Annotated in this window: 25 protein-coding genes; 20 read left to right on the forward strand and 5 right to left on the reverse strand. The window is 61.1% G+C overall.

Annotated elements, in window-relative coordinates; translation table 11 throughout:
* Nucleotides 1-9: 9 nt before the first annotated feature.
* The 8 genes from PZL22_RS05995 (at nucleotide 10) to PZL22_RS06030 (ending at nucleotide 9,388) form a co-directional block, all read left to right on the forward strand.
* Nucleotides 10-1,053 (forward strand): L-idonate 5-dehydrogenase, encoded by a 1,044-nt coding sequence (locus PZL22_RS05995; RefSeq protein ID WP_003525904.1) that lies wholly within the window; start codon nucleotides 10-12, stop codon nucleotides 1,051-1,053.
* A gap of 9 nt (nucleotides 1,054-1,062) precedes the next feature.
* Nucleotides 1,063-2,271, forward strand: a complete 1,209-nt coding sequence (gene uxuA / locus PZL22_RS06000) for a mannonate dehydratase (protein ID WP_127614187.1) — start codon at nucleotides 1,063-1,065, stop codon at nucleotides 2,269-2,271.
* A gap of 375 nt (nucleotides 2,272-2,646) precedes the next feature.
* Nucleotides 2,647-4,341 carry a putative bifunctional diguanylate cyclase/phosphodiesterase gene (locus PZL22_RS06005; protein WP_284718267.1) on the forward strand — a complete coding sequence of 565 codons (1,695 nt, stop codon included), beginning with the start codon at nucleotides 2,647-2,649 and terminating at the stop codon, nucleotides 4,339-4,341.
* Between the two features lie 75 nt (nucleotides 4,342-4,416).
* Nucleotides 4,417-4,935 carry a hypothetical protein gene (locus tag PZL22_RS06010; RefSeq protein WP_003525909.1) on the forward strand — a complete coding sequence of 173 codons (519 nt, stop codon included), beginning with the start codon at nucleotides 4,417-4,419 and terminating at the stop codon, nucleotides 4,933-4,935.
* Nucleotides 4,932-6,110 (forward strand): class I SAM-dependent methyltransferase, encoded by a 1,179-nt coding sequence (locus PZL22_RS06015; RefSeq protein WP_003525910.1) that lies wholly within the window; start codon nucleotides 4,932-4,934, stop codon nucleotides 6,108-6,110. The genes PZL22_RS06010 and PZL22_RS06015 overlap by 4 nt, the downstream gene beginning before the upstream one ends.
* The gene (locus PZL22_RS06020) at nucleotides 6,107-8,467 is read left to right on the forward strand and encodes a SpoIIE family protein phosphatase (RefSeq protein ID WP_127515816.1); all 2,361 of its coding nucleotides are present in this window, start codon (nucleotides 6,107-6,109) and stop codon (nucleotides 8,465-8,467) included. The genes PZL22_RS06015 and PZL22_RS06020 overlap by 4 nt, the downstream gene beginning before the upstream one ends.
* Before the next feature lie 4 nt (nucleotides 8,468-8,471).
* Entirely contained in the window at nucleotides 8,472-9,035 is a 564-nt protein-coding gene (locus PZL22_RS06025; protein WP_003526433.1) for a slr1658 superfamily regulator, read from the forward strand.
* 14 nt (nucleotides 9,036-9,049) lie between these two features.
* On the forward strand, nucleotides 9,050-9,388 hold the full coding sequence (locus tag PZL22_RS06030; protein WP_003526434.1) for a slr1659 superfamily regulator: 339 nt from the start codon (nucleotides 9,050-9,052) through the stop codon (nucleotides 9,386-9,388).
* Nucleotides 9,389-9,423: 35 nt separating this feature from the next.
* Here the strand turns inward: PZL22_RS06030 and PZL22_RS06035 are convergent, their stop codons facing one another.
* The gene (locus tag PZL22_RS06035) at nucleotides 9,424-10,335 is read right to left on the reverse strand and encodes an SMP-30/gluconolactonase/LRE family protein (RefSeq protein WP_127515817.1); all 912 of its coding nucleotides are present in this window, start codon (nucleotides 10,333-10,335) and stop codon (nucleotides 9,424-9,426) included.
* A 105-nt stretch (nucleotides 10,336-10,440) separates the two neighbouring features.
* Between PZL22_RS06035 and PZL22_RS06040 the strand changes: the two genes are divergently transcribed.
* Nucleotides 10,441-10,596: a hypothetical protein gene (locus tag PZL22_RS06040; protein WP_158000359.1), complete on the forward strand. Its 156-nt coding sequence runs from the start codon at nucleotides 10,441-10,443 to the stop codon at nucleotides 10,594-10,596.
* 14 nt (nucleotides 10,597-10,610) lie between these two features.
* Nucleotides 10,611-11,030, forward strand: a complete 420-nt coding sequence (locus tag PZL22_RS06045; protein ID WP_003526438.1) for a DUF1236 domain-containing protein — start codon at nucleotides 10,611-10,613, stop codon at nucleotides 11,028-11,030.
* A gap of 91 nt (nucleotides 11,031-11,121) precedes the next feature.
* On the opposite strand, the gene PZL22_RS06050 is transcribed toward PZL22_RS06045, so the two are convergent.
* Nucleotides 11,122-11,736, reverse strand: a complete 615-nt coding sequence (locus PZL22_RS06050) for a TetR/AcrR family transcriptional regulator (protein ID WP_003526439.1) — start codon at nucleotides 11,734-11,736, stop codon at nucleotides 11,122-11,124.
* 104 nt (nucleotides 11,737-11,840) lie between these two features.
* Here PZL22_RS06050 and PZL22_RS06055 point away from each other — a divergent pair, with 104 nt between their 5' ends.
* Nucleotides 11,841-12,587 (forward strand): 3-oxoacyl-ACP reductase family protein, encoded by a 747-nt coding sequence (locus PZL22_RS06055; protein ID WP_003526440.1) that lies wholly within the window; start codon nucleotides 11,841-11,843, stop codon nucleotides 12,585-12,587.
* Between the two features lie 78 nt (nucleotides 12,588-12,665).
* Here PZL22_RS06055 and PZL22_RS06060 read toward each other — a convergent pair whose 3' ends face one another.
* A complete protein-coding gene (locus PZL22_RS06060) occupies nucleotides 12,666-13,814 on the reverse strand; it encodes an AraC family transcriptional regulator (RefSeq protein WP_033048312.1) in 1,149 nt (382 codons plus the stop codon).
* Between the two features lie 357 nt (nucleotides 13,815-14,171).
* Between PZL22_RS06060 and PZL22_RS06065 the strand changes: the two genes are divergently transcribed.
* From PZL22_RS06065 to PZL22_RS06090, 6 genes are read left to right on the forward strand one after another with little or no spacing between them, the layout of a single operon-like run.
* Nucleotides 14,172-15,218 (forward strand): UDP-glucuronic acid decarboxylase family protein, encoded by a 1,047-nt coding sequence (locus PZL22_RS06065; protein ID WP_284718268.1) that lies wholly within the window; start codon nucleotides 14,172-14,174, stop codon nucleotides 15,216-15,218.
* Nucleotides 15,218-16,204, forward strand: coding sequence for a UDP-glucose 4-epimerase GalE (gene galE / locus PZL22_RS06070; RefSeq protein WP_003526444.1), 987 nt, complete (start codon nucleotides 15,218-15,220; stop codon nucleotides 16,202-16,204). The genes PZL22_RS06065 and galE overlap by 1 nt, the downstream gene beginning before the upstream one ends.
* Complete coding sequence (locus PZL22_RS06075) at nucleotides 16,201-18,066, forward strand: glycosyltransferase family 2 protein (RefSeq protein ID WP_003526445.1); 1,866 nt, start codon at nucleotides 16,201-16,203, stop codon at nucleotides 18,064-18,066. The genes galE and PZL22_RS06075 overlap by 4 nt, the downstream gene beginning before the upstream one ends.
* A 4-nt stretch (nucleotides 18,067-18,070) precedes the next feature.
* Nucleotides 18,071-18,685: a DUF995 domain-containing protein gene (locus PZL22_RS06080; RefSeq protein ID WP_003526446.1), complete on the forward strand. Its 615-nt coding sequence runs from the start codon at nucleotides 18,071-18,073 to the stop codon at nucleotides 18,683-18,685.
* Nucleotides 18,682-19,659, forward strand: a complete 978-nt coding sequence (locus PZL22_RS06085; protein WP_003526447.1) for a glycoside hydrolase family 26 protein — start codon at nucleotides 18,682-18,684, stop codon at nucleotides 19,657-19,659. Before PZL22_RS06080 ends, PZL22_RS06085 begins: the two co-directional genes overlap by 4 nt.
* Nucleotides 19,659-20,168 carry a DUF995 domain-containing protein gene (locus PZL22_RS06090; RefSeq protein WP_033048314.1) on the forward strand — a complete coding sequence of 170 codons (510 nt, stop codon included), beginning with the start codon at nucleotides 19,659-19,661 and terminating at the stop codon, nucleotides 20,166-20,168. Before PZL22_RS06085 ends, PZL22_RS06090 begins: the two co-directional genes overlap by 1 nt.
* A gap of 190 nt (nucleotides 20,169-20,358) precedes the next feature.
* On the opposite strand, the gene PZL22_RS06095 is transcribed toward PZL22_RS06090, so the two are convergent.
* Together PZL22_RS06095 and PZL22_RS06100 are read right to left on the reverse strand one after the other, a co-directional pair.
* Nucleotides 20,359-20,661, reverse strand: a complete 303-nt coding sequence (locus PZL22_RS06095) for a hypothetical protein (RefSeq protein WP_033048317.1) — start codon at nucleotides 20,659-20,661, stop codon at nucleotides 20,359-20,361.
* A 162-nt stretch (nucleotides 20,662-20,823) separates the two neighbouring features.
* Entirely contained in the window at nucleotides 20,824-21,894 is a 1,071-nt protein-coding gene (locus PZL22_RS06100; RefSeq protein ID WP_003526451.1) for an ROK family protein, read from the reverse strand.
* A 175-nt stretch (nucleotides 21,895-22,069) separates the two neighbouring features.
* Here PZL22_RS06100 and PZL22_RS06105 point away from each other — a divergent pair, with 175 nt between their 5' ends.
* The 3 genes from PZL22_RS06105 (at nucleotide 22,070) to PZL22_RS06115 (ending at nucleotide 25,926) form a co-directional block, all read left to right on the forward strand.
* Nucleotides 22,070-23,227 carry an osmoprotectant NAGGN system M42 family peptidase gene (locus tag PZL22_RS06105; RefSeq protein ID WP_003526452.1) on the forward strand — a complete coding sequence of 386 codons (1,158 nt, stop codon included), beginning with the start codon at nucleotides 22,070-22,072 and terminating at the stop codon, nucleotides 23,225-23,227.
* Nucleotides 23,228-23,458: 231 nt separating this feature from the next.
* Nucleotides 23,459-25,285 carry a sensor histidine kinase gene (locus PZL22_RS06110; protein ID WP_003526453.1) on the forward strand — a complete coding sequence of 609 codons (1,827 nt, stop codon included), beginning with the start codon at nucleotides 23,459-23,461 and terminating at the stop codon, nucleotides 25,283-25,285.
* On the forward strand, nucleotides 25,282-25,926 hold the full coding sequence (locus PZL22_RS06115; RefSeq protein WP_003526454.1) for a response regulator transcription factor: 645 nt from the start codon (nucleotides 25,282-25,284) through the stop codon (nucleotides 25,924-25,926). Before PZL22_RS06110 ends, PZL22_RS06115 begins: the two co-directional genes overlap by 4 nt.
* Nucleotides 25,927-25,953 lie beyond the last annotated feature (27 nt).

Consider the following 25,953-nt stretch of genomic DNA (forward strand, 5'->3'; position numbering starts at 1 on the left):
GGAGCACCCATGCGCACACGCCTTGCCCGGCTTTACGGCCCACGCGATCTTCGGCTGGAGGTCGCCGACGTTCCCGCACCGGGGGACGGCGAGGTGCTGTTGAAGATGGCCGCAGGCGGCATCTGCGGCTCGGATCTTCACTATTACCAGGACGGGGGTTTCGGCCCGGTCCGGGTTCGTGAGCCGATCATACCCGGCCACGAGGCCTCGGGACGCGTCGCGGTGCTCGGGGCCGGCGTCTCCGGCCTTGCTATCGATGATCTGGTGGCGGTCAATCCGAGCCAGCCTTGCGGAACCTGCCGCTTTTGCGGGGAAGGACTCCCTGTCCACTGCCTCGACATGCGCTTTCTGGGCAGTGCAATGCGTCTCCCCCACACGCAGGGCATGTTCCGCGACTGGCTGGTGGTTCCGGCCGTCCAATGTCATCCCGCGGGCTCGTTGGTCAGCCCCGGCGAGGCGGCCTGCGCCGAGCCGCTAGCGGTCTGTCTTCACGCGGTCGCCCAGGCCGGCGAAATCAGGGGAAAGAAGGTACTCGTCACCGGAGCGGGCCCGATCGGCGCGCTCGTGGTGGCGGCGGCGGGCCATGCGGGAGCCGATGAGGTCGTCGTAACGGATCTGGCCGATGCGGCACTCGACAGGGCGAAGGCCATGGGCGCGACCCGCACCGTCAATGTCCGGCGCGATCCGGCCCGGCTTGCCGCATACGAGGCCGACAAGGGCCAGTTCCACGTGGCGTTCGAATGCTCGGCCGCCGAGCCGGCACTGCGCAGCGCGGTCGCGGCGGTTCGGCCGCGCGGCACGATCGTGCAGGTCGGCGTGACAGGCGAAATCAGCCTGCCGCTCCATGCACTGGTCGGCAAGGAGTTGCGGCTCGTCGGATCGCAGCGGTTCGACGGGGAATTCGCCATTGCGGTCGCGCTCATCTCGGATCGCCGGATCGACGTGCGGCCAATCATTTCCCATCAGTTTCCGGTCGACGAGGCGGTTCGGGCCTTCGAGCAGGCCGGCGATCGATCCGCTGCATGCAAAGTGCAGCTGACATTTCTTTCCTGAGGAGTTCACATGCGACATACATGGCGTTGGTTCGGGCCGGTGGACCGGGTGAGCGTTCAAGACGCAGCGCAGGCCGGTGCGAACGGGATCGTCAGTGCGCTGCATCACATTCCGACCGGCGACGTCTGGCCCGTGGACGAGATCGGCAAGCGGCAGGAGGAGGTCCGCGCAGGCGGCCTGGAGTGGGAGGTGGTGGAAAGCGTCCCCGTTTCCGAGTCCATCAAGACGCAGACCGGTCCCTGGCGCGAACACGTCGCAAATTGGCAGGAGACGCTGCGCCGTCTTTCAGCCGTCGGCATTCGGACTGTTTGCTACAATTTCATGCCGGTCCTTGACTGGACCCGCACTGACCTGCGCTGGACCGCACGTCACGGCGCCAAGGCGATGCGCTTCGACCGGATCGACTTTGCAGCCTTCGACATCCATCTCCTTGAGCGGCCGGGCGCCTACGAGGACTACGACCCGGCGACGCGCGAGGCAGCCGAGCGGCGGTTTCGTGAAATGACGGAGGAGCGGCGGCTCGCGCTCTCCCGCAATATCGGCGCGGGGCTCCCCGGCTCCGCCGACGGCTACAGTCTGCCGCAGCTTCGAGAACATCTGCGCACCTATGACGGCGTCAGTCGCGAAAAATTGCAGCGTCACCTGGTGGAGTTCCTCGCGGAGGTAACGCCGGTAGCGGAACGGGCGGGCATCAACATCTGTGCCCATCCCGACGATCCGCCATGGGCGCTGCTCGGCCTGCCGCGCATTCTCTCGAACGCAGAAGATTACGCCTTCATGCTGCGGGAGGTCGACAGCCCGGCCAATGGCGTCACCCTCTGCACGGGCTCTCTCGGCGCCCTTGCCGCCAACGACCTGCCGGCCATGGCCCGCCAGTTCGCGTCCCGCATTCATTTCGTCCACCTGCGCAACGTCCTTCGCGAGGAGGTACGGACACCCTGTTCCTTCTACGAGGACGAGCACCTGGAGGGCGACACGGACATGGTGGCCGTCATTGCCGAACTGCTCAAAGAAGAGCAGCGGCGGCGCGCAGCCGGACGGGTGGACCACCAGATTCCGATGCGGCCGGATCACGGGCAGGAGATTCTCGACGACCTTTCCCGTGGGGCTCAGCCCGGCTATCCGGCGATTGGTCGCCTGAAGGGGCTTGCGGAATTGCGCGGCATTGAGCGGGCCCTCTCGCACGCGACCTATGGACTGTCTGCCGCGACTCGTTGATCCTGACGCCCGTAGGGACCGGAAATCGATCCATCGTGACAAGATGGATCGGCCGCCGCCGCGTGCCTTCAGCCGACTTCAATCGTTAGAGCATTGCAATGTTTCATGGAGAACTGAAATGCTCTAACCATTTGATCAACGCACTTCCGGACGGAAAACCGTTACACACTTTTCCTGGAAGTGCTGTAGCCATCTTTCCGCCGGAATCACGCAAATTAACTCTCTGCAGTCGTGCGCCATTGACCGCGACACGTTCCGCGATAATTTTTCTGGCAATGGCAGGGTTGGGAAACGGCAATTGACATGCATCGAAGATAACGAATTGTAGCCTCAGGGGCTTGCTCGGGCGACACGGAACGGAAGGGAAAGGCGAGGATGCCGGACGGCGATACGACACTGCCTGCTTCATCTTCCATCGAGGCTGACTTTTTCGCCCATTCCGACGAACTTGTCTCGCTTTATGACGAGAGTTTTCAGCTCGTCGAATGCACGCCGCGGCACAGACAAACCTATGCCGTCGATTCTCTCGTCGAGACGTCCCTTTGGCACATCTATCCGGAACTGCTGGCGCCGGGGCCGAAGTCAGCCATCGAGTTCGTGGTCGCAAGCGGATTGCCGCGAACCGTCGAGATCGCCCACCCATCGACCGGGAGCCGACGCACGCTGGTCATTTTCCGTAGTCCGGCCGGCATCGGTGTCGTCGAAGCTGAAAGCAGTTCCACCTACCGCGAAACGTTCAGTCAGGGCGAGAGCGATCGTGCTCTTCTCCTGCATCAGGCGACCCATGACGTCCTCACCGGATTGCCCAACCGCCGGCAGTTCAGCGATCAGTTACGGGGCGCATTGCCTGTGCCCAACGGCGCCCGATTGGCGCTCATGCAGATCGATTTGGACGACTTCAAGCCGATCAACGACACATTGGGGCACGGGGCAGGCGACGCCGTGCTCAAGATGGCGGCGGACCGGATCAGGAGCGTGCTGAGGGATCGGGAATTCGCGTACCGTCTAGCCGGGGACGAGTTCGCGGTCATTCAGTGGAGAGCCGATCAGCCGAGCGAGGCAGAACGTCTGGCCGACGCACTGATCAACGCCTTCAAAGAACCGTTCACGGTCGAGGGCATCAACGTCTTCGTCGGAGCAAGCGTCGGAATTGCCGTCGCGCCGGCGGACGGCAACGAGGTCGAGCAACTGATGAAAGCTGCCGATATCGCGCTGTATGCTGCCAAGAAGGACGGTCGCGGCCGGTCGAGTACGTTCACCCGCTCGATGCTCATCGTGCTGGAACAAAGGGAAATGTTGCGCCGAAGCCTGCGCACAGCCCTTCAGGAGGGGCAGTTCTTCCTAGAATATCAGCCATTGGTGAAGCCCTCCTCGTCGGTCGTCGGCTTCGAAGCGCTTTTGCGATGGCGTCACCCGCTGGTCGGCATCATCCCTCCGAATGTCTTCATTCCGATGGCGGAAGCTGACGGTCTGATGAGCGACATCGGGCGATGGCTGCTGGAGCGGGCGTGCCGGGCAGCCATGGACTGGCCGTCCCATTTCACGATCGCCGTCAATTTGTCTCCCGCCGAATTCCTCCACGAGGGGCTTACGGACCGCGTGGCCCAGACGCTCGACCTGGTCGGCATGCGCGCAGACCGCCTCGAGCTCGAAATCACCGAGTCGGTGCTTCTGGAGCGTACGATCAACAATCTCGATACACTCAATACCTTGAATGTGTTGGGTGTGCAGATTTCGCTGGATGATTTCGGTACTTTCTATTCGTCGCTGAGTTACCTGAAGAATTTCCCTTTCGACACGATCAAGATCGACCAATATTTCATCAGGGATCTAGAAAGGGACGAGAAAAGCCAGACGATCGTGCGCTCCATCATCGCGCTCGCTCACGGCCTAGGCATGAATGTTACCGCCGAAGGAGTGGAGACCGCGGAGCAGGCGATCTGGCTTCAGAAAGAAGGCTGCGACCGCCTGCAGGGATATTTTTTAGGGGTGCCGATGCGTGCAGAAGCGATAGCCGACTTTCTCCGCAAAACGCCGGCCATCCCTGCGGCAGGTCTTCAGCGAACATGAAGTGGGTCAATGCCGGGAAATCATTTCGTATAGCCTTTGAATCTCGTGGCGTTTTTGCGTAAGGGAGGAAGCCGCATGCACGGAGCCGAGAACCAGCCCACGGAAGCCGCTTTCGAGCCCTTGCTCCACTTCGAGATGGAGATGGGCGCCTTTCTTTCCGATTGGAATCATTGCGATCAGCTGTCAACCTTCATGGCGCGAATGATAAGTCACAATCGCACTGATCCTGTTCGCCACTCGAATTTCTTCTCGTCCGCATTGAACGAGCTCCTCGAGGTCTCGTTCCGCAGCGGCTCGCCCGACGGCCGGATCGGCTGCGCAGTTTATCGATGGGGGCCGACCGAACGGGTGGAGCTTACTTTCCCGTGTCCGCCCGGTCAGAGGCAGTTTTATAGAGAGGCGGTGTCGAAGACCCGCGACGCCGACGCCCATGCGCGCTACCTTGATTCCATCTCCACCGATCTCGCACCGAGTCGCGAGGCTGTTCTTCTGGACTTGTCGATCAATTTCGATGCCGACGTGCGGCTCGACGAAAGCGATCCGCCATCGATCAGGCTTGTCGTGGATCTGCCTCTTGAAGGAGTGGTGAGGTGAGTACGACAGCGTTTGCAGTTCCCTTCAAGGCGGAATTCGACCCGAACAGCCAGGAGTTCGCTCTTTCCGGGGTGGTGCGGCCGCGCTCGGCCGACGAGATCGCCGCAAGCATATCGATACTCAAAGGCGCAATCGAAGAGGTGCGGGGCGTTCTCTACATCAACGTCAAGCGCCTGGTGCAGATGAACAACACGGCCTACCACGCCTTCGCGCGCGTTCTTCTCGATGCCTGTCGCACGCGGTCGGACATTCGCTTCGTCGTCGTGACCTCGAGCGTCGTGGGCTGGACCGAGCGCATGTTCGCCCATTTGAACAAAATCGAGCCGCAAGTGTCCGTCGAGGTCTACGACTCGAAGTTTTATCCCGGGCAGAGCTTCGTGGAAAACACGAGCTTCATCCCGATCCTGCGCACGCAAACGAAAATGACCTGGCGCCACGAGCGCACAATCCTCCCGCGTCACGGCCTGCGCCCGGGTATGACGATGGCAGACATATGTTGTGGCATCGGCGACTTCGCCATGCTGGTGCGGAAGGAGTTCCAGCCGGCACGCATCGTCGCGCTCGACCACTCCAAGGCGAGCCTCGCCTATGCGCGCGACGTGGCGTCGGGCTTCGGCGTAACGGATATCGAATATACCTATGGCGATGCCTCAGAGATGCTGCTCGAGGACAATCAGTTCGATTTCGTCACCTGCCGCCATTCGCTGCAGATCTTCAACCAGCCGGATGTGCTTCTGAAGGAACTCTTCCGGATCTGCAAGCCCGGCGGGCGGGTCTATATAACCAACGAGAAAAATTCGCACTGTCTCGGCGAACCGCGCGCACAGAGCATTCAATGGACCTACAACGAGGTCGCGAGGCTGTTCAGCCATTTCGAAATGGATGTGGAGTTCGGACCGAAGAGCAAGCGCTATCTTGTCGACGCCGGCTTTGACGATATCAACGTCGAATCGTTCATGGTCACCAATCTCGACGGAGACCCTCAGGACTTCGCCGATATCATCGCGGCATGGGAGAACGTCTATGCCGGTGAAATGGCCGTAAAGCGCGGCGACCCGCCCGAGTTCATCGAACGTTTCCGGCAGGGTTTCCGGGACCACATTTTTGCCGCCCTCCATCCCAAGGGTTATGCCGGCTGGCCGATCTGGGCGGCCTCAGGGCGCAAGCCGCTATGAGCCTGCCCGGGGAAAACACCGGTCGTTTGGGCCTGCGCTCCTTCCGCGCCAAGTTCGTGCTGGTCGTCGGAAGCGCGGTGCTCTTTGATCTGCTCGTTACCGGCGGTCTTGCGCTCTGGAACGTGCAGAGACTTTCCCGCGACGCGGCGGCGGAAGTCGGCCGCGGCCTGGAGGAGGCCAACCAGGACTATATCCGCTCCTATGCGGCAACCACGGCTGCCCGGGTCAACCTGCTGCTCAACCAGGTCCACTCCGATGTGGGCACATTGGCGGGCGTTCTCCAGGAGCAGATCGATCGGCCCGTGAGAAAATCGCAAATTGGGGAGGCGATGGCGCGCGGCGCGCCGGGAACCGTGACGGTCGCCTACGATCAGAAAGGGGGATGGGCTCAGAACCTGCCGGGCCCTCCATCGGTCGTCAGCGTCTGGGGCTATCTTCTTGACCAGAACCACCTTCCGCTTCCCGACGTGCAAACGGACATCGAGAACAGCGCGGTTCTGGATCTTGTCGCGCCGAGCCTGCTCGCAAACGGTCAGTCGAAACTGCAGATGTATTATATCGGCCCGAAAGAGCGGCCGATATTCAGGACGGCGCCCTATACGGACCAGGCGCAGACCTTCGATAAGCTCTACCCGGGACACAATTCGGCGGAATTCTGGTCTTTCTTTTTTCCCGGACTCTACGAATCTTGGGAGCAATGGGCGCGTGATCCGAAGTCACGTCCGGTGAATGGCGACATCACTCAGACGGCGCCCTATACCGACGCGATAACCGGCAAGCTCATCGTGAGTTTCTTCCAGCCGCTGTGGTCGCGCGACCGCAGCCGTGTGCTGGGCGCTGCCGGCACGGATATCACGCTCGACCAATTGGCCGAGATCGTCGAGAACGTTAAGGTTGCCGAAACCGGTTTCGGCTTTCTGACGATGTCGGACGGCAACGTCGTTGCCATCAATCCGGTTGGAGAAAAGGTCATCGGCCTTCGCGCGTCGAACGCGGCCGCCAGCGGAGGTGTGACGGGTCTCGACCGCTCTCTCCGTCGCAGCGTTCAGCCGGAGATTGCGCAATTGCCCTTGGGCGAGGATGGACTGCTCAAGCATATTTTCCTTGAGGAGAACGGCGAGAGGGTGCCTTATCTGGTCGTCCTGAAACAGTTGCAGCCGACCAACCTCTGGGCATCCGGCCCGGTCCGCCGCGAAGCGATGCTGCTCGGCATCGCCGTGCCCGAGCGGGAAATCTACGCTTCGCTTTTTGCCGCCCAAGCCGGGATCTCGGAGGCGACCAACAGGATCTTGATCTATCAGGTCCTGGCGCTCCTCGTGTCCCTGTTCTTCGTCATTGCCGCCGTATTCGCCATATCCAAGCGGATCACCGGCGGCATAAGCGCGCTTGCCAATGCCGCCAAGCGCATCGAGGCGAAGGACTATTCGGTGCGGGTCGACATTCCGACGCGTGACGAGGTCGGCGACGCCGGCGCCGCCTTCAATCGTATGGCGGAAGAGATCAGCTTCCACACCGAGAACCTCGAGCGGCTGGTCGAGGATCGGACGAAGGAGATCGAGGAGGCGAACCTCCAGATATCAGCGCTGAACCAACAGTTGCGCAGCGAGAACCTGCGTCTCGGCGCGGAACTCGCCGTCGCCCGCCGTATCCAGATGATGGTACTGCCGAAGGCCGGCGAGCTCGAGGAAATCGCCGAACTGGAGATCGCCGCCTATATGCGGCCCGCCGACGAGGTCGGCGGCGACTATTACGACGTGCTGCAGGATGGAAAGCGGCTGAAGATCGGCATCGGCGACGTGACGGGGCATGGTCTCGAGAGCGGCGTGCTGATGCTGATGGTCCAATCCGTAGCCCGCGCCTTGCAGGAAATGGGCGAGATGGAGCCGGCGCAATTCCTCAATCGCGTGAACCGGGCGATCTACAAGAACCTCGTCAGGACCAGGACCAACAAGCATCTCTCCCTGGCATTCCTCGACTATGACGGCGCAAGGCTGACGCTCTCCGGGCAGCACGAGGAGTTGATCGTCATCAGAGATCTGGAAAGGGTGGAGCGGATCGACACTCTGGATCTCGGTCTGCCGATCGGGTTGGAGCCGGATATTTCCGCCTTTGTCGCAACGCGCGAAATTTCCTTCGGTCGCGGCGACATGATCATCCTCCATACCGATGGCGTGACGGAAGCGGAGAGCGGAACCGGCGAGCTCTTCGGCATCGAAAGGCTCTGCGAAAGCGCGCGATGCCGCTACGGCAGCAGCGCCGAGGACGTCAAGTCCGGCATCATCGAGGATTTGATGGCACATATCGGTACCCAGAAAATTCATGACGATATCACTCTCGTGGTGATGAGGCACAGGTGAGCGGATGACGACCTTATATGGACTGGAGGATCTTGCCGTCGGGACGGGCGAGAATTCGACGAAACTCCGTCTCTTCGACGGCCCGCTCGATCTCGGCTGGAAGCATTGCGCGATGACGTCCGATTTCGTCGCCGAGTTCGCGGCTCTGCGCTACAAAACGTCGCGCGGCCTCTACAAGGAAGTCCGGCACAATGTCGGCTATCTGACCAACGAGCTGATAGAGAACGCCGTCAAATTCCGTGCAGGCGGCGAAATCGTCGTGGAGGCGTCGATCGCCTCCACCACGTTCCGAACCAAGGTTTCCAATCTCGTCGACAAGGGCACGGCCGACAAGTTCCGCCACCTGCTTTCTGAAATAACGATAGGAGATCCGTCCGACCTTCTGATTGAGCGGATAGAGGCGAACGCAACAGGCTCGGGATCCGGCTCCGGTTCCGGCCTTGGACTTTTGACGCTCATGAGCGATTATGGTGCGCACTTCGCCTGGATTTTCGGATCTGGCGAAGCGGATGGCAAGATACCGCTGGAAACCTATGCTTCTATCGCCATCCCCGACCTCTCGAATTGACGGACGACGAAAACATGGAAATCAAGGAAGACGACTATCGCGTTTGGTCGGAAGACAAGGACATTTATTTCGACGGGACGATGCGCTTGCCGAGCACCGAAGCCTACGCCCCGATTTTCTCCCTCGTGATGAATATGCTCGAAGCCGAGCCGGAGCGCATGACTGTGGATCTCACGGGGCTGCAGTTCCTCAATTCCTCCGGAATCAACCTGCTTGCGAAGCTCACCATCGAAGCGCGCAAGCGGCCGAACATTCAGTTTACCGTTCGCGGAAGCTCCGAGTTCCCCTGGCAGACGAAGTCCCTGCCAAACCTCAAGAAGCTCCACCCTGGCGTCGATCTGAGGCTAAGCTGAAGGGCGCTCCCAAGTCCGAAGGCGTTCTGGAGGCATCACGGATATTGCACGCCGTTCGTTGCCGTGTAGATGGAATAGAGCGACTGGGTGGCCGTGATGAAGAGGCGATTCTTCTTGGGGCCGCCGAAGGTGAGGTTCGACACCGTCTGCGGCACGAGGATCTTGCCGAGCAGGGTGCCGCCAGTGTCGAAGCAATGCACTCCGTCGGCAGCACTGCACCAAAGATTTCCCGCTACATCGAAACGGAACCCGTCGGGATTGCCGTTGTCGATGGAACAGAAATAGCGGCCGTTTGCGAGGACGCCGTCAGCGGCGACGTCGAAAACGCGGATATGCCTCGGAACCTCGTGCTTTGCAGATCCCGAGTCGGCAATGTAAAGCCGCGCCTCGTCCGGCGAGAAGGCGAGCCCGTTCGGCTGGATGAAATCGCGGACGACGGCCTTGATTGCGCCGGATAGAGGGTCGATCCGATAGACATTGCGTGTCGGCTGTTCCGGTTCCGCTTTGTGGCCTTCATAGTCCGACAGGATGCCGTAGGTTGGATCGGTAAACCAGATCGTGCCGTCGGAGTGCACCACGGCGTCGTTCGGCGAGTTGAGCCGCTTTCCTTCATAACTGTCGGCAAGCACGGTGATGCGGCCGTCATGTTCCGTGCGCGTCACGCGCCGGCCGCCGTGCTCGCAGGAGATCAGGCAGCCCTGGCGGTCGCGCGTGTTGCCGTTCACGTAATTCGAGGGGGAACGGAAGACCGAAGCGCCGCCGTCAGGCGTCCAGCGCATCATGCGTTGGTTTGGAATATCGCTCCAGATCAGGCAGTCGAGGTCGGAAAACCAGACCGGCCCTTCCGCCCAGCGGCAGCCGCGATAAAGTTCTTCGAGCGCTGCGCTGCCAACGATCAGGGAACGGAAACGTTCATCGCGAATGTCGTAGTGCGGGCTGTCTGCCAACGCTGATCCTCCCTATCCTGCGAGCCGTCGGTGTAAGGGCGCGCGAGTCTCGCCGGCTGTTCTTCTGGCGGCCGCAGGGGTTCACTTATAGTTCGAGTCCTACTGATGGAACAGGCGATCCATCCATTGCCTGCATCGATTTCCTTCGAAGGGCGTTTTGAAGGCTACTTCGCCGGTTCGCTGCGTGACGCGTTCTGTCAAGCCGTGGAACAACTCCTCAACCCAACGGGTTGTTTGGCGGAAGGGACGTATTTTGCATAACGGGAGAATGCCTGATGAAAGATCTGATCGTCAAAGGTGCCATTGTTCTGGGTCTCGGACTCGGCTGCTTTGCTATTCCAGCAGCGGCGCAGAGCACGACCAAGAACAGCACCGTAACCGGCGCAGCCGGCGGAGCTGCTGCAGGTGCAGTCATAGGCGGTCCTGTCGGGGCTGCCGTTGGTGGGGTCGCCGGAGCGGTCGCGGGTGCGGCGCTCGACCCGCCGCCGCCGAAGGTAATCGAGTATGTCGAGGCGCAGCCGCTTCCGGCAGAGCCGGTCGTCGTTCAACAGGAGATCGTAGTCGGAAAGCCGCTGCCTGAGACGGTGGTGGTCACGCCGATCCCCGACGATACGCGCTATGCCTATGCGGTAGTCAACGAGAAGCGCGTCATCGTAGAGCCGAAGAGCCGCACAGTGGTGCAGGTCGTCCAGTAATCACGATAGCGGGAGGAACGGCGTAGGGCTTTGCTCTCCCGCTATGAACCTCAAGCTTGCCCGGCGAGCATCCGAAGCTCGCCGGGCATTCCTATGGCGGCGCATTTTGCGTCAATACGCTCCAGGCGGCCATTGCGCCGTCGGCGACGTTTCTCAGCGCCTCATAGCTGCCGCCATCGCGCGCGAGGATCGACATTCCATGTTGTACCGTCGCATAAAAGGTCGCGACGGCCCCGGCATCCACCCCATCGGGCAACTCGCCTCCAGTAATTGCAGCTTCCAGCCGCTGGCGTAGCTTATCGATGTTTTCCGTGCGGTGACGGGTCAACGCTTCGCAGACTGATTCGGGAATTGCTGCCTGGTGAAGTCCTCCGAGGGCTATCAGGCAGCCGTGCGGAGTATCCGGCTGGGAATAGGCTTCGGCTGTCGCGAGAAGGAAGCGGCTGACCGCTTCCCTTGCCGTCGGCGCTGTCTCCAGTGCCGCCCAGATTTCGGTGCCGACCGTTTGCGCGTAGAGCTCCATTGCCTCAAGATAGAGCGCTTCCTTGCAGCCGAATGCGGCATAAAGGCTGGGCGCATTGATGCCCATGGCAGCGGTCAGCGCTGTCAACGACGCGCCCTCGTATCCCCTCTCCCAAAACACCTTCATGGCGCGCATGAGTGCATCGGCACGATCGAAGCTGCGGGGGCGGCCTTTGTCGGACATAGGGTAAACTCTTTTCTGTAACGATCGATAAATATATCGCTTGACAGGTATTGGCAAGCTCGGGCAACCTTTGTGTATCGATCATTACAGAATGGAGTTTCCCGATGACATCGATGAGTTTGGCCGGAAAGACCGCTTTCGTTACCGGCGGCAGCAGGGGTATCGGCGCGGCTATCGCCAAGAGGCTTGCTCTGGAAGGCGCGGCGGTGGCGCTGACTTATGTGAATGCGGCCGACCGTGCGCAGGCAGTCGTGTCCGAGATCGAGCAGGCAGGCGGTCGCGCCGTTGCAATCCGTGCCGACAATCGCGACGCCGAAGCCATCGAGCAGGCCATTCGCGAGACTGTCGAAGCCTTGGGCGGGCTGGACATATTGGTCAACAGCGCTGGCATCTGGCACTCGGCTCCGCTGGAGGAGACGACTATCGCCGATTTCGACGAAGTGATGGCCGTCAACTTCCGTGCGCCCTTCGTGGCCATTCGTTCGGCGTCAAGGCATCTCGGTGACGGCGGCAGGATAATCACGATCGGCAGCAACCTGGCCGAACTGGTTCCCTGGCCGGGGATCAGCCTCTATTCTGCCAGCAAGGCTGCTCTGGCCGGTCTGACGAAAGGCCTGGCCCGCGACCTCGGGCCGCGCGGGATCACCGTCAACATCGTTCATCCAGGCTCGACCAACACCGATATGAACCCGGCCGATGGCGATCATGCCGAAGCGCAACGGGAACGTATCGCCATCGGCAGCTACGGTGAGCCGCAAGACATTGCCGGACTCGTCGCCTGGCTGGCGGGGCCGCAAGGCAAGTTCGTCACCGGTGCTTCGCTGACCATAGACGGCGGCGCCAACGCTTAATCCCGGAAAACACGGCGATGATGGCGGTGCCGATAATCCATGACGACGAACATGTGCCACGTTTACGCCGCTCATCTCTCATCCTTGAACCGACTTGAGCCAGTCGCCGATCGTCGCCCCGCGGTCCCGCTCCGGCGGGGCAACGGGCGTGGCGAGGCGTTCGGCGGCCGCGGCCTTGCGGATTTCGCGCGGGCTCGCTCCGAATTCGTGGCTGAAGGCACGGGTGAAATTGGCGGCGAGGTCGAAACCGGCCGCTTCAGCGATCTCCGCAATGGGCCGGTTGTTCGTCGGATCGCTGAGTTCCGCGTAGGCCTGCAGGAGCCGGCGTCTTCGAATATAGTTCAGCACGCCGCCGCTCGGCTCGAAAAGCTGATAGAGGCGGGTTCTGGAAATTCCGAGCTCCCGGCATATGGCTTCGGGCGTCAGGTCGCCCGAGTTAAGGTTGAGATGGATATATCGGTGCGCCCGCTCCATCACTCCCATTTTCGCCTGGGAGCCTCCCGCATCCGGCCTCACCGCCGCCACGCAGGCGACGACCATGTCGCGTATCGTGCGAACAATGCGCGGCACCTCTTCCACGGTGATGTTGCCGAGGTTTTCTTCCATGCCGCTGATATAATTGGCGAGCAGGTCGGCGAGGCTGCCGGACAGGACCGAATTGTTAGCGCCTTCGAGCTTGCCCGCATCGTCCGCGAGCAGTTCATAGGGCATGAAGAGAAGGACAGATGCGGCATCCGTCATGCGCCCGCGATATGGATAGCCGAGCGACCGGAAGAAGAACTCGCCCGGCCCCGTCTCGGTGACGCGGCGGTCGGCTTCTGTCCATGACCGGCCGCTGCGAAAGAGACCGACGTTCCAATGATCGATCGGGCTCGAGCGCAACATCGTCTGGGAACGCTCGTAGCTATGTGCCGGCGTCACCTGTTGAACGACCAGCAAATCGCCGAGATGCCAACCGGTCAGCTCGGCCGCAAAGCCGTCCTGTTCGGACACCCCATCGGGCAGGCGCACGTCCACGAGGGGCGCCATATGCGCCCGCCAGGATCTAAATTGCTCCTGCGGCGGCAAATCACGCGTCGAGAATCGCGAAGGTACGAGCGCCGGCGACCTTTCGGGTAAACGGTCCTTTCGGGCTGTCGGATCGCGCGGCCAACGGCGCCGCTCCATATGGGCGGGCCAAGCAGGAACTTCGACGGGGTCATCTCCTGATCCGGAGTCCTTCGTCATGCAACTCTCCAGCGAAATGGATTGCCCGTTTGGGTGAGCCCGAACGAGCGATTACCCGGGCGGCGAATCTGTCCCACCCTGACGCAACTCGCCTCCAGGTGGAATCGAATCGCTGAGGTACACCTGCCAGTTTCCAGTTTATACCCCGTTATATGTAGAAATGCACGGCGGGATAACAATCGGGATTGGGTGATAATGACAATCCCCATCCGCTGATTGTATTAAATACCCACAGTTGTTCAAAGCATTGCCGAAAAGTAATTAAGGTAGTTTCGAACGTTAAAGTTTCGATCACCAATTTATTGTGCCTGCTGTGAATAAATTTTAGAAGTTGGCAGATAGTGTGAGGACTATTCCGTGAACTATTTCAGAAATGACTTCAGGGGAACTCTCTTCGGAACGAATGATGATACTGACTCACTGCGGCGCCGAAGCCTCCAAAAGAGAATACTTGTTACCGGCGGTGCCGGCTTTCTGGGCTCGCATCTTTGCGAGCTGCTTCTCGGCGCCGGGCACGAGGTCATTTGCCTCGATAACTTCTCGACGGGCCTGATGTGCAATATCGCGCCCCTCAAGCGCTTCGATACCTTCCGCGTCATCGCCCACGACGTCGTGGAGCCCATCGACCTCGAGGTCGACGAGATCTATAACCTCGCCTGCCCGGCATCGCCGCCGCATTACCAGGCAGACCCGATCCAGACGACGAAAACCTGCGTGATCGGCTCGCTCAACCTCCTCGATCTGGCTGCTCGTCGTGGCGCACGCATCTTCCAGGCGTCCACATCGGAAATCTACGGCGACCCGCATGTCCACCCGCAGGTGGAAAGCTATTGGGGCAACGTCAATCCCTTCGGTCCGCGCTCCTGCTACGACGAGGGCAAGCGTTGCGCAGAGACCCTGTTCTTTGACTTCCACAAGTTCCATGAGGTCGAAATCAAGATCGTCCGGATCTTCAACACCTACGGCCCGCGGATGCGACCGGATGACGGCCGTGTCGTTTCCAACTTCATCGTCCAGGCCTTGAAGGGTGAGGACATCACGATTTACGGTGACGGCTCCCAGACCCGTTCCTTCTGTTTCGTCGACGACCTGATCGATGGCTTCGTGCGCCTGATGGCATCGCCGCCGTCGCTTACCGGGCCGGTCAATCTCGGCAATCCGGCAGAGTTCACGATCGGCGAACTCGCCGAAGAGGTGATCCGGTTGACCGGCTCGCGCTCGAAGATCGTCCGGCGGCCCCTGCCTGTCGACGATCCCCGCCAGCGCCGTCCCGACATCTCGCTCGCGACGGAAGAGCTCGGTTGGCGTCCGAAGGTCAATCTGACGGAAGGCCTTGCGCACACGATCCGTTATTTCGATGACCTTCTCTCCCGGTCGATGCGGGAAAGTGCGGAGCTGGTCTGATGGTTGCGTCACGTATCCTCGTCACCGGTGGCGCCGGCTATATCGGCAGTCACACCGCAAAGCTATTGCGCCTGGAGGGTATCGAGCCCGTCGTCTACGACAATCTGACGACCGGGAACCGTTCCGCCGTGCGCTGGGGACCATTCGTTCAGGGAGATATCCTGGACGGGAGGCACCTGATCGAAGTCATCGAGGCCCACCAGCCGGATGCCGTGATCCACTTCGCCGCCTCCGCCTATGTTGGCGAATCCGTCGCCGATCCCGCGAAATACTACAACAACAACGTCCGCGGCACGCTGTCGCTCCTCGATGCATGTCGCCAGACGGGTGTCGACAAGGTGATCTTCTCATCGAGCTGCGCCACCTATGGCGTACCGGCGGTACTGCCCATCGACGAAGCGACGCCGCAGGCACCGATCAACCCCTATGGTAAGACGAAACTGGTGGCCGAGCACATGCTCGCCGACTATGCGGCCGCCTTTGCGCTGAATTATGTTTCGCTGCGCTATTTCAACGCATGTGGCGCTGATCCTGAGGGTGACCTCGGCGAATGGCACGACCCGGAAACGCACCTCATTCCGCGGGCTCTGATGGCCGCGGCAGGCAGGATTCCGCATCTGGAGATTTTCGGCGAGGACTACGATACCCCGGACGGAACCTGCGTACGCGACTATATCCACGTTGCCGATCTTGCGAGCGCTCATGTGCTGGCATACCGGCATCTCGCCAAGGGCGGCGGGAACGTCGCGCTCAACCTCGGTACCGGGCGCGGCTTCTCAATAAAGGAAGTCCTGCGAACGATCGGCGAAATTACCGGGCATGACGTCCCGGTCGTGTTTCGCCGCCGTCGTGCCGGAGATCCGCCGGCTCTCTATGCGGATGCCGGGCTTGCTTGCCGGACACTCGGCTTCCTGCCGCGATATTCCGATCTCGAGACGATCGTACGAACGGCGGCCCCGTTCTTCGGGCTGGAGGTGCGGTCATGACCGGTCCTTCCACCAATGAGCCGACGCGCATTTCCAAGGACGGCGAGCCGCAGCTCGTGCCTGTGCTCACGCGCGGACGCCGGATGGAATTTTTGCTCGGCGCAGGGCTCTGGGTAGCGGCGCTCGTCCATTTCTGGGCCTGGTGGCTGGAGCCGCGCCATCACGTGGACGCCTTGGGCAGTACCATCGTGACCGCGGTCCTTGCCTGGATCACGCTGCTGCCGGCCTATTTCATCGCCGTCTTTTATGGCGCGTTGAAACCAAATGGACCGTTGCGGCTCCCGGCCGGCAGTCGCATCGCCATGGTCGTCACCAAGGCTCCGTCGGAACCATTTTCGGTCGTGGCTGAGACATTGGAGGCGATGCTTGCGCAGGACGTGCCGCACGACACCTGGCTTGCCGACGAGGATCCGTCTGAGGCGACGCTTGACTGGTGCCGCAGCCATGGCGTCCTCGTCTCCACCCGCAAAGGCCGGGCAGACTATCACCGGACCAGTTGGCCCCGGCGCACCCGCTGCAAGGAGGGCAATCTCGCCTTCTTCTATGATCACTACGGTTACGACCGGTACGACTTCGTGGCTCAGCTCGACGCCGACCATGTCCCCGCACCCGGTTACCTCTTCGAAATGCTACGCCCCTTTGCCGACCAGGAAGTGGGTTACGTTTCCGCACCCAGCATCTGCGACCGCAACGCTTCCGCGAGTTGGTCGGCGCGCGGGCGCCTCGATGCGGAGGCGAGCATGCACGGCGCTCTTCAGGCCGGCTATAATGGCGGGCTTGCGCCGCTTTGCATCGGCTCTCACTATGCGGTGCGCACGTCCGCACTCAAGGAGATCGGCGGTCTCGGCCCGGAGCTTGCCGAAGACCATTCGACGACATTGATGATGAATGCGGCAGGCTGGCGCGGCATTCACGCACTCGACGCGATCGCCCATGGCGACGGTCCGCGCACCTTTGCCGACTTGGTGACCCAGGAGTTCCAGTGGTCGCGTAGTCTCGTCATGCTCCTGCTGCAATATTCGCCGCGTCTCGTTGGCCGGCTGCCGCTGCGACTGAAGTTCCAGTTCCTCTTCTCGCAGCTATGGTATCCGCTCTTCGCGTGCTTCATGGCGCTGATGTTTGCAATGCCGATCATCGCCCTTGCACGCGGAGAGACCTTTGTCGCTGTGACCTATCCGGAGTTTCTGGCCTATTTCGCGCCGCTTTCGATCATCCTCGTCCTGCTAGCCTATCGCTGGCGGGCAACCGGCGCCTTTCGACCTTACGACGCAAAGATCCTGAGCTGGGAGTGCATGCTCTTCCTCTTTGCACGCTGGCCGTGGGCACTTGCCGGTACGCTGGCCGCCCTGCGCGACTGGATCACCGGGTCCTTCGTGGATTTCCGTGTCACGCCAAAGGGATCATCCGAGGTCGACCCGCTGCCCCTGCGCGTGCTCGCGCCCTACTTTTTCCTGGCGGTTGCGGCCGTCCTGCCTGTCCTTTTCGTCGACGATGCCGCGAACGCCAAGGGGTTCTACCTCTTCGCAATCCTCAATGCGGCAGTTTACTGCCTGCTTCTGCTGGTCATCGTCCTGCGGCATTCGAGGGAGAACGCCGTTGGCACCGCCTCCCGTTTTTATCGTCCCGCAATAGGGGCCGGGCTCCTGGCGATCGTCGCACTGCCCGGCATCGCGACGGCCGAACACGGGAAAGATGGGCTCGAGGCACTCGCATGGGGCAGTGGGCACCTGCGCCTCTTCGAAGAGCGCTATGCGGTGGCCGGAGCCGGGCAGGGCGGTACGGCATTGCGAAAGATCGTCTTCCGTCCACGCTGGATTTCCGCCCCGGCGGAACAGCGGGACGGCAATTCAGAGAGGGGATAGGAACATGAGAGTGAAAGTTCCATTCTTCGGGAGAGAGGTCCGCGGCACCCGACACACGCTGCTCGGCCGGCACTTCGTCCTTGGCATCTTGCCGACCGTCCTTTTCCTCTGGAATTCACCGGCGTCCGCGGAAGTTGCCGTTCCCGAAAACGCCCGCACCATGACGGGCGTGGAGCTCTACATGATCTTCCAGGGCAAGACCTGGACATGGGAGAGCGGCGCCGGACGGATGGAGAGTGAAGACCGTGCGTTCCGGGCCTGGGCGCAATCGGCAACGGGGGAGAGCTGGGCCGAAGGCCGCTGGAGCGTGAATGACCGCGGCCAACTCTGTCTGATGGCCGTGTGGCACAGCCAGAGTGCTGCCGCTCCCGACAAGACCTGCTTCAGCCACCGCACGCTCGACGGAACCATCTACCAGAAGAGGGAGCCGTCCGGCGACTGGTACGTCTTCAAACATGCCAAAGCGCAGGCAGGCGACGAGTTCAACCGGCTGGTCAGGGAGGATCTGGTCGCCGCCAAACTCGCAGCCGTCAAGGAGCGTCTCGAGGGCCAAGTGAAAGAAACAAAGAATAGCGTTCGCCGGCAAGCCGGGATGAACGCGGTTGGAGGTGTTCAATGAACAGGAAATCAAAGGCCATTACCTTCGCATCTCTCGGCCTGTTGCTGTCGGGTACCGTGCTCGCAGCCAATATGCCGCGGGGTATCCCCGAACCGAATTCGCCGACGATGGCGACACCATCGGACAAGCGGCCCGTACTGACGGAGAACTCGGTCGATTTCGGTGCTTACGATCCTCACGGCGACTTCGGCACGCCGGGCAGCTCAAAGATCGAGCATCTCTTCCTGCCGTGGGAAGACGTCGATCTGTCGACGCTCACGCTTGCAGACGACTATGCCCAAGCGCGCGGCCGCTCGCTCATGATCACCATCGAACCCTGGTCATGGTCGCCCGAGTGGCGCGTGACCGAAGGGGAACTCCTGCGTTCAATCCTGAGCGGCGAACGCGATGAGAACATGGCCCGGGTCTGTTCGGCCGCCGCTGCCCTCAAGAGTCCCGTCATCATCCGCTGGGGTCAGGAAATGGACGAAACCGATAACCAGTTTTCCTGGTCGCATTGGCGGGGCGAGGACTTCAAGGCAGCCTATCGCCGCGTGGTGAACGTCTGCCGCAGCCACCTGAAGAACGCGAAGTTCATGTGGTCTCCCAAAGGCAACGAGGGGCTGGAGGCCTTCTATCCAGGTGACGACGTCGTCGATATCGTCGGGCTCTCGGTATTCGGTTACCAGCCTTACGACCAGGGCACGACCGGCCGCGATCAGACATTTGCGGAGCGGCTAGCGCCCGGATACGGCCGGGTGATGAACTACGGCAAGCCGATCATGGTCGCCGAGCTCGGCTACGAGGGCGGTGGTTCATACGTAGCAAGCTGGGCGGCAACGGTCGCCGAGCGCCACGCGGAATTCCCGCAACTGACAGCCGTGGTCTACTTCAACGATCGCGAGATTTATGACTGGCCGCAGGGCTACGGCCGGCCCGATTGGCGGGTCGTCCGCGATAACATTAGCGGGCAAGTGCCCGATGGAGGCATGTGATGAAATCGATATATCGAGGAATACCTTTGGCCATCGCACTGGCCGCCATCATAGCCGGTGCTTCGTTCGCCGAAGCCGCCGCTGCGCGTGCCGAGAGGAAGACCACTCCCCTGACGCACGCAGAACTGTACCAACTCTACGGCCAGAAATCCTGGATATGGAAAGAGGGCGCAGGCTATTTCTCGGTGCAGGCGCGCCGGTTCATCGCCTGGTCCAAGGAGAACGGAAAACCGTCCTATGGGGTAGGCCGCTGGTTCATCACCGGTCCTGGGAAACTATGCTTCCGTGCCGAATGGCATGCCAGGGATGGCTCGTCGCCAGCGACGACCTGCTTCAGCCACGCCAAGCGGGGTGGCGTGATCTATCAGAGGCGGGAGCCGGATGGCGCCTGGTACGTCTTCAAGAACGCACAGGTGAGGCCAGATGACGAGTTCGCCAAGCTTCGACGCGGCAATTACGTGGGCGCAAGCCTGAGCCGCATCGAGGCGAGACTCGGCCGGGTCGAGTAACCCCCGGCCGGGAAGGGGTTGCGCGGTCGGCCGGTGTCAGCAGTGCAAATTGGCTCCGCAGATGAGCCCGGCATCGAACGGCCCGCAACCCCGCCCTTAGGTAGGTTTCACTGAAACAGTGAAACAACCTCATTTTTTGAAACTGCGCATTCCGAACGGAAAACGATACATACCTTTCCCCGCACCGCTTCTAACGAAGGAAGCAGCGCGAGGTGCTTCCGAAGCCGCTGGGCGTGCAGATATAGGGAGCCCGCCCGAGATAGGCCGAGCGCACGAGTTTTGGCGTTTTTTGCGTGACCGCTTGCTTGCCCAGCGTGGGCTTCCTTTCAGGCGAGGGGTAGCCGACTTCCCGCGTGATCGAAGCGGTCGTTTCCTCGCTGATCGTCGAGGAGCAGCCCCAGGCAGCGGCGGCGAGCATCACCGCAAGAGTGCTGCGGGCGACGGTTTTGCGGGCTTCGAACAGTCCGGACAATGCTTTCGTCTTTACCTTCACAATTGCAACTCCCCGTTTTTTGGTTGTGAAGGAAGGTTAGCCGAAAGGATTTAATTCACGGTCGAGGAAAAGCCGACAATTCGCCGGGATTGCGCATCAGGCCCTTAACCATTCAGCCTGTCGCGCTTGATCGGGAGTTGCTGCCGACCGGCCCAGCAGCCGTCAATTTTCGACCTTGTTGCTGAAGTGCGCGTTACCGAGGCCCGTTCCGATCGTCAGGATTCCCCAGCTTGATGCATTCTGGACAAATGGTATCTGCGACAGTCCCTGGACGACGGCGTCGTTGTGCATGATCACGAAGGTCTCGTGATCGCCGATTTGCGGAATGGCCTCCTTAAGGACGGCGGGCAGGTTGAAATGTTCGCTTTCCCAGTTGCCGCCCGGCAGATTCTGGCCTCCGCGAAGGATCGAGCCATCTTCGTTGATCACGCCGGGGCAGGCAATGCCGATGACCGGCGCCGGTGCGAGATCCGCCTTATCCGCCTTGGCTATAAGCTTCTCGATCATGCCGATGAGCCCCTCGATGGTCGCGCTCCTGTTGGGCTTGTCATCCGCATGTCGCCAGATGTCCGATTTCCAGACCTTGGCTTTGGAGAAATCGGTTTCATCCTTCAAGCGCAGCTCGACTATGCCCACGCGAATATTGGTGCCACCGATGTCGATGGCGAGGATCGCCTTGTGGCCCTTCAGCATCCAGGCGGGCATGAGATGCGCGGCGCCGATGAGCCCGGCATCGTCCGGATGGTGAACGATGGGGGAGAGCTCTGTCTTGATCCCTTCAGCCTTCAGCAGCACCATTGCGCGGGCAATGGCCAATTCACCGGCTGCGCTTCCTCTGAAGCCTCCGCCGATTACGACGCGCTCCGTATTCTTCCAGCTCTTTTGTTGCAGAAATCGTTCGAGAACGCTGGCGAGCTCACCGGCGAATTCGTCGACCGCACCCATGATCAGGGCGGCCGCCTCCTTGTCGTCGCCGCGTAGAAGGGCATCGACTTGCTTTTTGGACAGATCCTGGGTCAAGGCCTGCCCCAGCGGATCGTCGCCACCTTTGCGCACGCGTTTGCGCCAGGCGTCGAGCTTCTCCTGAAAGGCGAATTTGTTGGCCCGGTCACCAAGGAAGCCGTCGCCGTCACGCAGCTCCAGATTATAATCGTCGACCGTCACCGACGGCAGATTGCTGGCGCCATGAATGAGCGGGACGCCATTTCGTTTTTCGTTCGCGGATCTGCCCACGCAACCTCCCGAGTGACGCCTCGCCTGAACTTGCCGAGTAGCTGAGTACCTTACAACGTAGCTGGCGGTGCGATGTTCCCGTCCGCGACTTTCGCTACGCACGTGACGATCTGCGGGAGCGCGTCGCTTCGGCAACATTGTTGACGCGGGCATCCATGATTGCGACAACGCATTCATGCAGACACCGATCAATATCGACCCGGAATATCTCACCAGCCGGCTGAAAGCTCTGCTCGACATTGCGAGCCCGACCGGTTTCACCGATGAGGCGGTGCGCTACACGGCGCGTGAGCTCGAGCGTCTCGGCCTGGAAGTCAAGCTGACCCGCCGGGGTGCGATCCGCGCTCTTCGGCCGGGCGCTGCCGAGCGGCCGGCCCGCGGGATCGTCTCGCACCTGGATACCCTCGGCGCGCAGGTGAAGGCGCTGAAGGAAAACGGCCGCCTCGAACTGGTATCGATCGGGCACTGGTCGGCACGGTTCGCGGAGGGGGCTCGCGCCTCGATCTTTTCCGGCAAGGGCACCTATCGCGGTTCAATTCTCCCGCTGAAAGCCTCGGGTCACACTTTCAACGAGGAGGTCGACACGCAACCGACAGGCTGGCGCCATATCGAGCTGCGCGTGGATGCGCTCGCACGCGACCGGAACGACCTGGTGCAGCTCGGAATAGACGTGGGCGACATCGTCGCCATCGATCCGCAGCCCGAATTCCTCGAGAACGGGTTTATCGTTTCGCGGCATCTCGACGACAAGGCGGGGGTCGCCATCATGCTTGCGGCGCTCGAGGCCATGCAGCGCGAGAAGGTGGAAACGCCGGTCGATACCTATTGGCTCTTCACCATCGGCGAGGAAGTGGGCGTTGGCGCGTCAGCGGCAATCGTCCCGGAAATCGCCTCGCTGGTGGCGATAGACAACGGCACGACCGCGCCGGGCCAGAATTCGGACGAGTTCGGCGTGACGCTCGCGATGGCGGACCAGACGGGACCTTTCGACTATCACCTTTCAAAAAAGCTTTACGAGCTTTGTTGCGAGCATGGCATCCGCGTCCAGAAGGACATCTTCCGCTACTACCGTTCCGATGCCGCGTCCGCGGTCGAGGCGGGGCACGACGTCCGCACGGCGCTTCTCACTTTCGGCGTCGACGCGTCGCACGGCTACGAGCGTATCCACCTCCATGCACTGATGTCCGTTGCGAAGCTCGCGGTGTATTACTCGGCAAGTGAGGTCCAGATCGAGCGCGATGCCGAGGAGGTCTCCGGCCTTCGCGGCTTCACCCGGCAGAAGGTACGACAGGCCGAGCAGGAACTGAAAGCGGACGAGCCTGACGTATCCTGAGGCGTCTCGCTTTTCTGACTCGCTGCGCATGCGACGAGCCGCTGCCACCTGAAGGGTTGAATGGCGCTGTGGGACCCGGAAACGAAGCTGGTTCTTTAGGCTGCGATTCGACATAATCCCCCGTAAGTTTCACGGGATTTGTCGGTTGCATGGCTTCCGCTGCGGATTTCCTCTCCTCGAGGAGATCCGTCGCGCAATACAGAAGACGGTTGATCGTCATCGAAGGAGCGCATGATGAGGGTGCCGCGGGCCTTCTTGCGGCGGGGTTTCAATCTCCGCAAGTGGTACACCACGCTCAAGGGCAGGATGGCCGCCGAGACGGGTTGGGCGGCCGCGCTCTTCGAAGGCGCGCCCGCTATTGCGACCAGCCGGCAAACATGGATGAATACATTTCGCGCCCGCTCGGACAGTGTTATCGCCGTCGCTCGCATTCTTCTGGCGATTGGGAGTCTCTGGATCACCTGGGTCGATGCTACCATTCGGCCCGGGCGCTCGGACCTCGTCTTCTGGTTCCTCGTCATCTATCTGCTCTATGCAATCGCGGCGGCCCATTTTGTCTGGAAAGCCCAGATCCATCGGGTCCGCGGGACCTTCATCAGGCATCTGATCGACGTCTCCAGCTTGGTGATCCTGGCGTTCCTTGCGGACCGCGTATCCGGTCCGGTCTTCATGCTGATACCATTTGTCCAACTGGCAGCGACCCTGCACTGGCTTTGGCGCGGTGCCCTATGGACCGGATCCGTTGGCGTCGCGATCCTGATATATCTTGCGTTCTCTAATACGGTCTGGCCGTTCAGTTCGGACGCCGACGCGGCCGTCGCGCTGTCGTTCATTCTTTTCCTGGTCACGGCAACCATTCTTCTCACGTGGCTGGGCACCCATCAGGAGGCGGTGCGCTCGGAGTTGTTACGTCTGGTCGAGGGGACACCCTCCGCGTCCGACCGGCGCGAATGGCCGGCGGAGGCGGCGTTGGAATATGCGGTGCAGGTGGCGCGTGTTCCTCGTGCACTGCTAATCTGGAGCGATGGTGACGAGCCCTGGACCAATCTGGCGATCTGGGAGAGCGGCATATGCTCGGTCAGGCACTTATCGCCGGCCACCTATCTGCCCTGGACACCGGAGGCGTTGGAGCATGCAAGTCTTCTGGTCATCGACGCGAAGCGCTCCCGAGCTCTCGTTCATCGCGGCGGGGGGCGTTTCGACCGGTGGCGTGGCGACGGCCTGCCGGTGTCCCCGGCTCTCGTTGCGGAATTCTCTATCGCCTCCGCAATTTCGGTGCAGTTCCAGGCGAGCGATGTCGAGGCGCGTCTTTTCCTCCTCGATCCGCCAGCCCTGACAATCGACGATGTGGCCTTGGCCGAGATTGTCGCCGACCGATTGAAAACACTCTTCGAGCAAACGATATTGCTGCGCCGCCTTAGCGATGCAGCCGCCCTTGAAGAGCGCGTCAAGATTGGAAGAGATATCCACGATGGTGTCCTGCAAGCACTCGCAGGCACCGCGCTGCAACTTCAGACATTGCGCTCGTCGAGAGAATATCATGAGCTCGACGAGCGTTTGATGGCGATTCAGGCTATGCTTTCTGAAGAGCAGACTGATCTACGTGCTCTCATCCGCAGGCTCGAACCCGGGTCCGGCCGCCACGCCAGCGACTCTCGATTGGCGCTTCGCCTGGGGGCCTTGGCCCAGCGTCTGCGGCAGCAATGGTCGATAGAGTTTCGCTTTGTGCTATATCCTGAAGATCTTCGCTTGCCGGTGGCGATGATCGACGAACTGATGCATATGATAGCAGAAGCGACCGCCAATGCCGCACGTCATGGCAATGCGCGAACCCTCGAGGCTCGGATCAGACGCGATGACGGAATGGTGACCTTGACCTTGGATGACGACGGTATCGGTTTCGGGTTCGACCGGCGGCTGGAGCATGCGGAACTGGAGACCAGCAAGTGCGGTCCGCGAAGTCTGCGCGAACGCGTGTCAATGTCGGGTGGGAATCTTTCGATAGACAAGGTGGATCAGTGGACACGGATAACGATCAAAATTCCGGCTCACCCGTGAGTGCGCGTATCCTCGTCGTCGACGATCACCGGATAGTCCTCGATGGTTTGCGCCGTTTGCTCGGCGCCGAGTCCGGCTGGAAGGTGGTTGCAACGTGCAGGACAGCTGCAGATGCAATCGAAGCGCTCGCGAGCAAGCCCATCGACCTCGCGGTCGTTGATCTACGGATGCCTGAAATGGGCGGATCGGATCTTATTCGCCGTCTTCGCAGCGACCAACCGAGACTGGCGTGCGTCATTCTGACGGCCGATATCAGTGATGAAGAACTTGCCGAGGCGATAGAAAACGGGGTGAGTGGCATTGTCCTCAAGGAACAGGCGCCGACCGCCCTCATCGAGTGCATCCGGGCGGTGCTTGCGGGCCGCACCTATTTCACGGATCGGAGTTTAGGTGCCGCTATCGACCGGATTCGGGAGAGCGACACCGAGCGCCGCTCGGTCATGCAGAAGTTGACGCCCCGCGAGCTCGAGATATCCTGCCTGGCCGCCGCAGGTTTGCGCAGCCGGGAAATAGCCGTAAGGCTTGGAATCGCTCCCGGCACGGTCAAGCTCCACCTTCACAGCGTCTACAGCAAGCTCAACATCACCACCCGCGTGGAGCTTGCCAATATTTCCCAGCGACTGCGTCTCGATACCCGTTGACAGCATTCCGTCAACGCGTCCCCGGAA

The organism is Ensifer meliloti (assembly GCF_030064585.1).
Classification (GTDB): Bacteria; Pseudomonadota; Alphaproteobacteria; order Rhizobiales; family Rhizobiaceae; genus Sinorhizobium; species Sinorhizobium meliloti.

What these genes read in the sequence shown, in the direction of transcription:
- PZL22_RS05995 (WP_003525904.1), top strand. Translation starts at nt 10, where the DNA reads ATGCGCACACGCCTTGCCCGGCTTTACGGCCCACGCGATCTTCGGCTG.
- galE (WP_003526444.1), top strand. Translation starts at nt 15,218, where the DNA reads ATGGTTGCGTCACGTATCCTCGTCACCGGTGGCGCCGGCTATATCGGC.
- PZL22_RS06020 (WP_127515816.1), top strand. Translation starts at nt 6,107, where the DNA reads ATGAGCCTGCCCGGGGAAAACACCGGTCGTTTGGGCCTGCGCTCCTTC.
- PZL22_RS06085 (WP_003526447.1), top strand. Translation starts at nt 18,682, where the DNA reads ATGAACAGGAAATCAAAGGCCATTACCTTCGCATCTCTCGGCCTGTTG.
- PZL22_RS06045 (WP_003526438.1), top strand. Translation starts at nt 10,611, where the DNA reads ATGAAAGATCTGATCGTCAAAGGTGCCATTGTTCTGGGTCTCGGACTC.
- PZL22_RS06050 (WP_003526439.1), bottom strand. Translation starts at nt 11,736, where the DNA reads ATGTCCGACAAAGGCCGCCCCCGCAGCTTCGATCGTGCCGATGCACTC.
- PZL22_RS06110 (WP_003526453.1), top strand. Translation starts at nt 23,459, where the DNA reads ATGATGAGGGTGCCGCGGGCCTTCTTGCGGCGGGGTTTCAATCTCCGC.
- PZL22_RS06055 (WP_003526440.1), top strand. Translation starts at nt 11,841, where the DNA reads ATGACATCGATGAGTTTGGCCGGAAAGACCGCTTTCGTTACCGGCGGC.
- PZL22_RS06010 (WP_003525909.1), top strand. Translation starts at nt 4,417, where the DNA reads ATGCACGGAGCCGAGAACCAGCCCACGGAAGCCGCTTTCGAGCCCTTG.
- PZL22_RS06080 (WP_003526446.1), top strand. Translation starts at nt 18,071, where the DNA reads ATGAGAGTGAAAGTTCCATTCTTCGGGAGAGAGGTCCGCGGCACCCGA.
- PZL22_RS06090 (WP_033048314.1), top strand. Translation starts at nt 19,659, where the DNA reads ATGAAATCGATATATCGAGGAATACCTTTGGCCATCGCACTGGCCGCC.
- PZL22_RS06060 (WP_033048312.1), bottom strand. Translation starts at nt 13,814, where the DNA reads ATGACGAAGGACTCCGGATCAGGAGATGACCCCGTCGAAGTTCCTGCT.
- PZL22_RS06075 (WP_003526445.1), top strand. Translation starts at nt 16,201, where the DNA reads ATGACCGGTCCTTCCACCAATGAGCCGACGCGCATTTCCAAGGACGGC.
- PZL22_RS06005 (WP_284718267.1), top strand. Translation starts at nt 2,647, where the DNA reads ATGCCGGACGGCGATACGACACTGCCTGCTTCATCTTCCATCGAGGCT.
- PZL22_RS06030 (WP_003526434.1), top strand. Translation starts at nt 9,050, where the DNA reads ATGGAAATCAAGGAAGACGACTATCGCGTTTGGTCGGAAGACAAGGAC.
- PZL22_RS06040 (WP_158000359.1), top strand. Translation starts at nt 10,441, where the DNA reads ATGGAACAGGCGATCCATCCATTGCCTGCATCGATTTCCTTCGAAGGG.
- PZL22_RS06105 (WP_003526452.1), top strand. Translation starts at nt 22,070, where the DNA reads ATGCAGACACCGATCAATATCGACCCGGAATATCTCACCAGCCGGCTG.
- uxuA (WP_127614187.1), top strand. Translation starts at nt 1,063, where the DNA reads ATGCGACATACATGGCGTTGGTTCGGGCCGGTGGACCGGGTGAGCGTT.
- PZL22_RS06025 (WP_003526433.1), top strand. Translation starts at nt 8,472, where the DNA reads ATGACGACCTTATATGGACTGGAGGATCTTGCCGTCGGGACGGGCGAG.